Consider the following 5,329-nt stretch of genomic DNA (forward strand, 5'->3'; position numbering starts at 1 on the left):
CTCCCCTTTACAAGGGGAGGGTTAGGGTGGGGTAAAAATATTTGATACATCAACCATAACTTTTCAAACACCCTCTTAGGCATTTACCAAATATTCTTTTCCACTTATCATCATAATCCTTAATTCTACTAATATCAAATAATATCCAAATAACCATCCTGCAAATCCTGAAATCCTGGACATCCTGATTCAGACAAAATATTCACTTAATTCTGCCACAATCAAACAATATCCAAATAACCATCCTGCAAATCCTCAAATCCTGGACATCCTGATTCAGACAAAATATTCACTTAATTCTGCCACAATCAAATAATATCCAAATAACAATCCTGCAAATCCTCAAATCCTGGACATCCTGATTCAGACAAAAAAGAGGGAACATTTAAATATGTTCCCTCCACTAATTTTTGACACAAACTGCTGTTTTAGACTTGAACCGCTAGTTGTGCTTCCTTAGCTGTCAACTGTTCATAAGCAGCACGCATTTTCAACCCTGTCAATACTTGGAATAAACCAGTACCATTATTAGAACCTGGATATTCACGGTGTTGTAATAACAAGTGAGTCATCTCACCTTGATATTTAGTGGATGTTTTGCTCAAATGAGTTTCGATGTAAATTATTTCATCGAGGTTATCAAATTGACCATCTACTTCTAAAACTGAGACGTAACGACCATAGTAAACATCAGAACCGTAGTAAAGTTGCATACCGGGGTAAGAACAGGTCAGTTTGCGTCCGCAAGGAGTCCACTGAATTGTTGAACCTTCGTCAAACAGGTAGCTGGGTTCAAAGCCTTCTTTATCTTCCCGTTGTAACATCCGTACCCGCAAAACTTTACGTTCTGTATCGTTTTTAATTAAGTTTGTGGGTAATACTTGCAGAACCACGTCAGCAAATTCTCTTTGTGGTTCGATGAATTTTTCAAAATCAGGTTTACGAGAATTGATTTGTGCGAGAACATCTTCATAGCGGTGGCCTCTTTCAGCCATATCCCGTTGGATTTTCCAAGCAATTTTGACTTCATCACTGATATCAAAGTAAACGCTGAAGTCTAGAAGCGCTCTTACCCGTTCGTCATACAAGGGATGTAGCCCTTCTACGACGATAATATGATTTGGCTCAATCCATTCTGGTGGATCAATCATACCTGTCTCGTGGTTATAAATCGGCTTATGTATTTTTTGACCTTCTTTGAGAGCTTTAATTTGCTCATACATCAAGTCAAAGTTATTTGCTCTGGGATCAAGTGCAGTTATGCCTGTTTCTTTACGTTGTTTACGATCTAGGCTATGATAGTCATCTAAACAGATAACTGTCATAAATTCTTCGCCAAATAAATCAATCAACCGACGCAAAAACGTAGATTTACCGCACCCAGAGTCTCCGGCTACTCCAATTAGTACCACGCGTTCCGGCTTAGTCATAAATTCCCTCTAAATACTAAATGTGTCAATCAATAATTTTTCTCACAGCAGATTTTGAATCTAGGAGCTTACCCCAAAAGTATCGTCCCACGTTCTGGCTATCCAGCATAACGATGACAGATTTAAACAAATAACTTATCCGCCTATAGCAGTTACTCGTCCTAATTAGCCTAATTTTATAGCTGGTAAGTATTTAATCTTAGTGTTGCCCTAAATTTTAACAGAAGGGGTGTACTCTCACAAGACTTATGCTCAGAAAGAATTTAGTTCTCTAGCAATTATCTGTTTAACATTCTGCCACAGATGATACATTTTTTTTAGATTTGAGAGAAAATAGGAGTTAGGACTTCGACTTCGCTCAGTGACCAGTCAGAAGAAAGAAGGAAAAAAATAGGTTAGCGCACTGTCATGCTAGAATGGGACAAGTGGTTTTATTTCAGTAACCAAACAAGGTTATAATATACTCTTTAGGGATATTTTCTGAATGGAAAGGCTTGTCCTCATACCCAGGATTTTTGTAGTGCCAATATACTATAAAATCCTGTTTTGACAAGTCTCAAACTATGTATTTTCGGAAAAAAAGATTAAAGTGATTCACTATTAACATTCTCGCAAAGACTTATCCTCTAATTTAGAAGGTGAACAGGTGTGTTTTTTGCCATACCTACTGGTCTTGGGCGAGTGGACAGAGCAAGGCATCATGATGAATGATGTTGTTTTCCCAGATGGCTAGTTTTGTGATCCGAAAATCCGGTAAACTAAAGCTCGCAGAAGGATGGGAATGATTTTTTTTGATAAACGGTTAAGTAAATATCGGAGTGGTATAAGGAATGTACAATCAAGGTGCTGTTGAGGGTGCTGCCAATATAGAATCAGGTAGCCGCGTCTTCGTTTACGAAGTGATGGGTTTGCGTCAGACTGAAGAAACTGATCAGACCAACTACCCCATTCGTAAAAGTGGCAGTGTATTCATCAGAGTACCTTACAACCGCATGAATCAAGAAATGCGACGGATCACTCGCCTGGGCGGTAAAATTGTTAGTATCCAACCTGTTACAGCTTTAGAGCAAGTCAACGGCAAAGTTGAATTGGTAGCTGCTGAGATTACAGTTAGCAGAGATTCACAGCCAGTCAACGAAATAGTTGAATTAGCAACTGCTGACATTCCCGTTAGCACAGAAGTTAAAGCTGAGGTAAATGCTAATGAAGAGGAACATGGTAAAGCCACACCTGTAAGTAATGCTAGTGAAGCTAAAGGCTTTGCTAAATCACCAGCTAAGGAGAAAAAAGGCCAGACCATGACTCAAGCAAAAGCTAAAAAAGATGCTCATGCTGATGTTCCTGTGAACATTTATCGTCCTAATGCTCCGTTTATTGGTAAGTGTATTTCTAATGAAACCTTAGTTAAAGAGGGCGGAATTGGGATTGTTCAACATCTCAAGTTTGACCTATCTGCCGGCAACTTGCGGTATTTAGAAGGTCAAAGTATCGGGATTATTCCTCCTGGCGTAGATAAAAATGGTAAGCCTGAAAAACTCAGACTGTACTCCATTGCTTCTACTCGTCACGGCGATAATCTCGATGATAAAACAATATCCCTATGTGTTCGTCAGTTAGAGTACAAGCATCCAGAAACAGGTGAAACAGTTTATGGTGTTTGTTCTACCTATCTGACTAAAATCAAACCAGGTGATGATGTTAAAATCACAGGTCCTGTTGGTAAAGAAATGTTATTACCTGAAGATCCTGAAGCTAATGTAATCATGTTAGCAACAGGTACAGGGATTGCACCAATGCGGACTTACCTGTGGCGGATGTTTAAGGATGCAGAAAGAAAAGCTAACCCAGAATATCAATTTAAAGGATTTTCTTGGTTGCTGTTTGGTGTGCCAACATCTCCCAATATTCTTTATAAAGAAGAATTGGAAGCAATGCAAGAGAAATATCCCAAAAACTTCCGTCTTACCTATGCTATCAGCCGGGAACAAAATAATCCCGCAGGTGGCAGAATGTATATCCAAGACCGAGTTGCGGAACACGCTGATGAATTGTGGCAGTTGATTAAAAACGAAAAAACCCACACTTACATCTGCGGTTTGCGCGGTATGGAAGATGGTATTGATGCAGCTTTAAGTGCTGCTGCGGCCAAAGAAGGTGTAGTTTGGAGTGATTACCAAAAAAACCTCAAGAAAGCCCACCGCTGGCACGTAGAAACATACTAATTTGTTATTGGTCAGTGGTCATTTGTTATTGGTCATTGGTTATTAGACAATTAAAAGCAGATAATTAGTAGGTAGGGCTTATGGCTCTGCCTACAATTGTTTTATGTAAATTTCATGTGGGTGCAAAATCTGTGGCTGTTAAATTAGGAATACTTGGATTAGGTACAGTCGGAACGGGGACAGTTCAATTGTTGCAAGACAAAGTAGGTCGTCATCCGCTGTTACAGGAAATTGAAATATATCGGGTGGGTGTGCGATCGCTCACGAAACCCAGAGCTGTAGAATTATCATCAGAGGTGATAACTACGGATTTAGAAGCCATTGTTAATGATCCAGCCGTAGATATAGTTGTAGAGTTAATGGGGGGATTAGAACCCGCCCGCACACTCATGTTGGCAGCTATTAAAAATGGTAAGCACGTAATTACCGCCAATAAAGCCGTAATTTCTCGATTTGGTGCTGAAATCTTCACCGCTGCTAATGAAGCAGGTGTCTATGTGCTGCTAGAAGCTGCCGTTGGTGGCGGTATTCCTGTAATTCAACCCCTGAAACAATCTTTAAGCGTTAATCGCATTAGCGCTATCATGGGCATTGTCAATGGCACAACCAACTATATCCTCACCAGGATGCAAACAGAAGGTAGTGAATTTGATCATGTCTTAGCAGATGCTCAAAAATTAGGTTATGCTGAAGCTGACCCGACAGCGGATGTGGATGGTTTAGATGCTGGAGATAAAATTGCTATTTTGGCATCTTTAGGATTTGACGGGCGAATCAATCGGGAAGATGTCCATTGTGAAGGAATTCGTCAAGTTACAAAAACAGATATTGCCTATGCTGCTAAATTAGGATTCGTAATTAAATTACTAGGAATAGCTCAACATTTAGATGAAGATAACTCCCAACTTTCCGTGAGAGTTCATCCTACCCTAGTTCCCCACAGCCACCCTTTAGCTAGTATTAACGGTGTTTATAACGCTATTCTGATCGAGGGAGAACCGATAGGACAAGTGATGTTATTCGGTCCTGGGGCTGGGGCTGGGGCTACCGCTAGTGCAGTATCATCAGATATCTTAAATCTTGTTGCTACCCTCAAAACCAATACCACGAAACCAAATTCTCTCCTCGCTTGTAGACATCAACATTACTCGCAAATTACCCCCATTACCGAGTTAATAACCCGTTTTTATGCCCGTTTCCTCAGCAAAGACCAAGCGGGAGTCATTGGGAGATTGGGAACTTGTTTTGGCAATTATGGCGTGAGTTTAGAGTCAGTAGTCCAAACTGGTTTTCAGGGAGAACTAGCCGAGATTGTCGTTGTTACCCACAATGTCCGGGAAGGGGACTTTAGAGAAGCTTTGGCAGAAATTCAAGCAATGGAATCAATAGACAGTATTCCTAGCGTGTTGCGAGTGCTTTGAAACATAAAAAGATCAAAATATCCCCGACTTCTTTGAGAAGTCGGGGATATTGTCATTCTATTATTAATTAACAATAAGATAGTTCTTCCTTATCAAATTCATGATAACATTTTTAAAATTGTTTGTCAATACCATAAATCTCTTTTTTCCCGTTGGCGTTTTTGCGTTTTTTAGCGAAACATCATGGGATGATGATGTATACTTAACACGGCTTATTTGTTTGGCTTCCACACCCGTCAGGGAATAAATTCCCTGT

At 40.0% G+C, this 5,329-nt stretch carries 4 protein-coding genes; 2 read left to right on the forward strand and 2 right to left on the reverse strand.

The window, feature by feature from the left end:
* Positions 1–428: 428 nt before the first annotated feature.
* Positions 429–1,430, reverse strand: coding sequence for a phosphoribulokinase (locus tag FJR06_RS18180; RefSeq protein WP_168651972.1), 1,002 nt, complete (start codon positions 1,428–1,430; stop codon positions 429–431).
* 830 nt (positions 1,431–2,260) lie between these two features.
* On the opposite strand from FJR06_RS18180, the gene petH reads away from it, so the two are divergent.
* Both petH and FJR06_RS18190 read left to right on the forward strand, forming a co-directional pair.
* Positions 2,261–3,652, forward strand: coding sequence for a ferredoxin--NADP reductase (gene petH, locus FJR06_RS18185; RefSeq protein ID WP_015080197.1), 1,392 nt, complete (start codon positions 2,261–2,263; stop codon positions 3,650–3,652).
* A 131-nt stretch (positions 3,653–3,783) separates the two neighbouring features.
* Complete coding sequence (locus FJR06_RS18190; RefSeq protein WP_168651973.1) at positions 3,784–5,073, forward strand: homoserine dehydrogenase; 1,290 nt, start codon at positions 3,784–3,786, stop codon at positions 5,071–5,073.
* Between the two features lie 63 nt (positions 5,074–5,136).
* On the opposite strand, the gene FJR06_RS24050 is transcribed toward FJR06_RS18190, so the two are convergent.
* Positions 5,137–5,329, reverse strand: a 193-nt coding sequence (locus FJR06_RS24050) for a hypothetical protein (RefSeq protein WP_217359793.1), incomplete at its 5' end; no start/stop codon positions are given.

The sequence above is a fragment of the Dolichospermum sp. UHCC 0352 genome, assembly GCF_009711925.1.
GTDB classification, from domain to species: Bacteria; Cyanobacteriota; Cyanobacteriia; order Cyanobacteriales; family Nostocaceae; genus Dolichospermum; species Dolichospermum lemmermannii.

Excerpts from the sequence above, each read along its gene's own strand:
- FJR06_RS18180 (WP_168651972.1), bottom strand. The coding sequence starts at position 1,430 with ATGACTAAGCCGGAACGCGTGGTACTAATTGGAGTAGCCGGAGACTCT.
- petH (WP_015080197.1), top strand. The coding sequence starts at position 2,261 with ATGTACAATCAAGGTGCTGTTGAGGGTGCTGCCAATATAGAATCAGGT.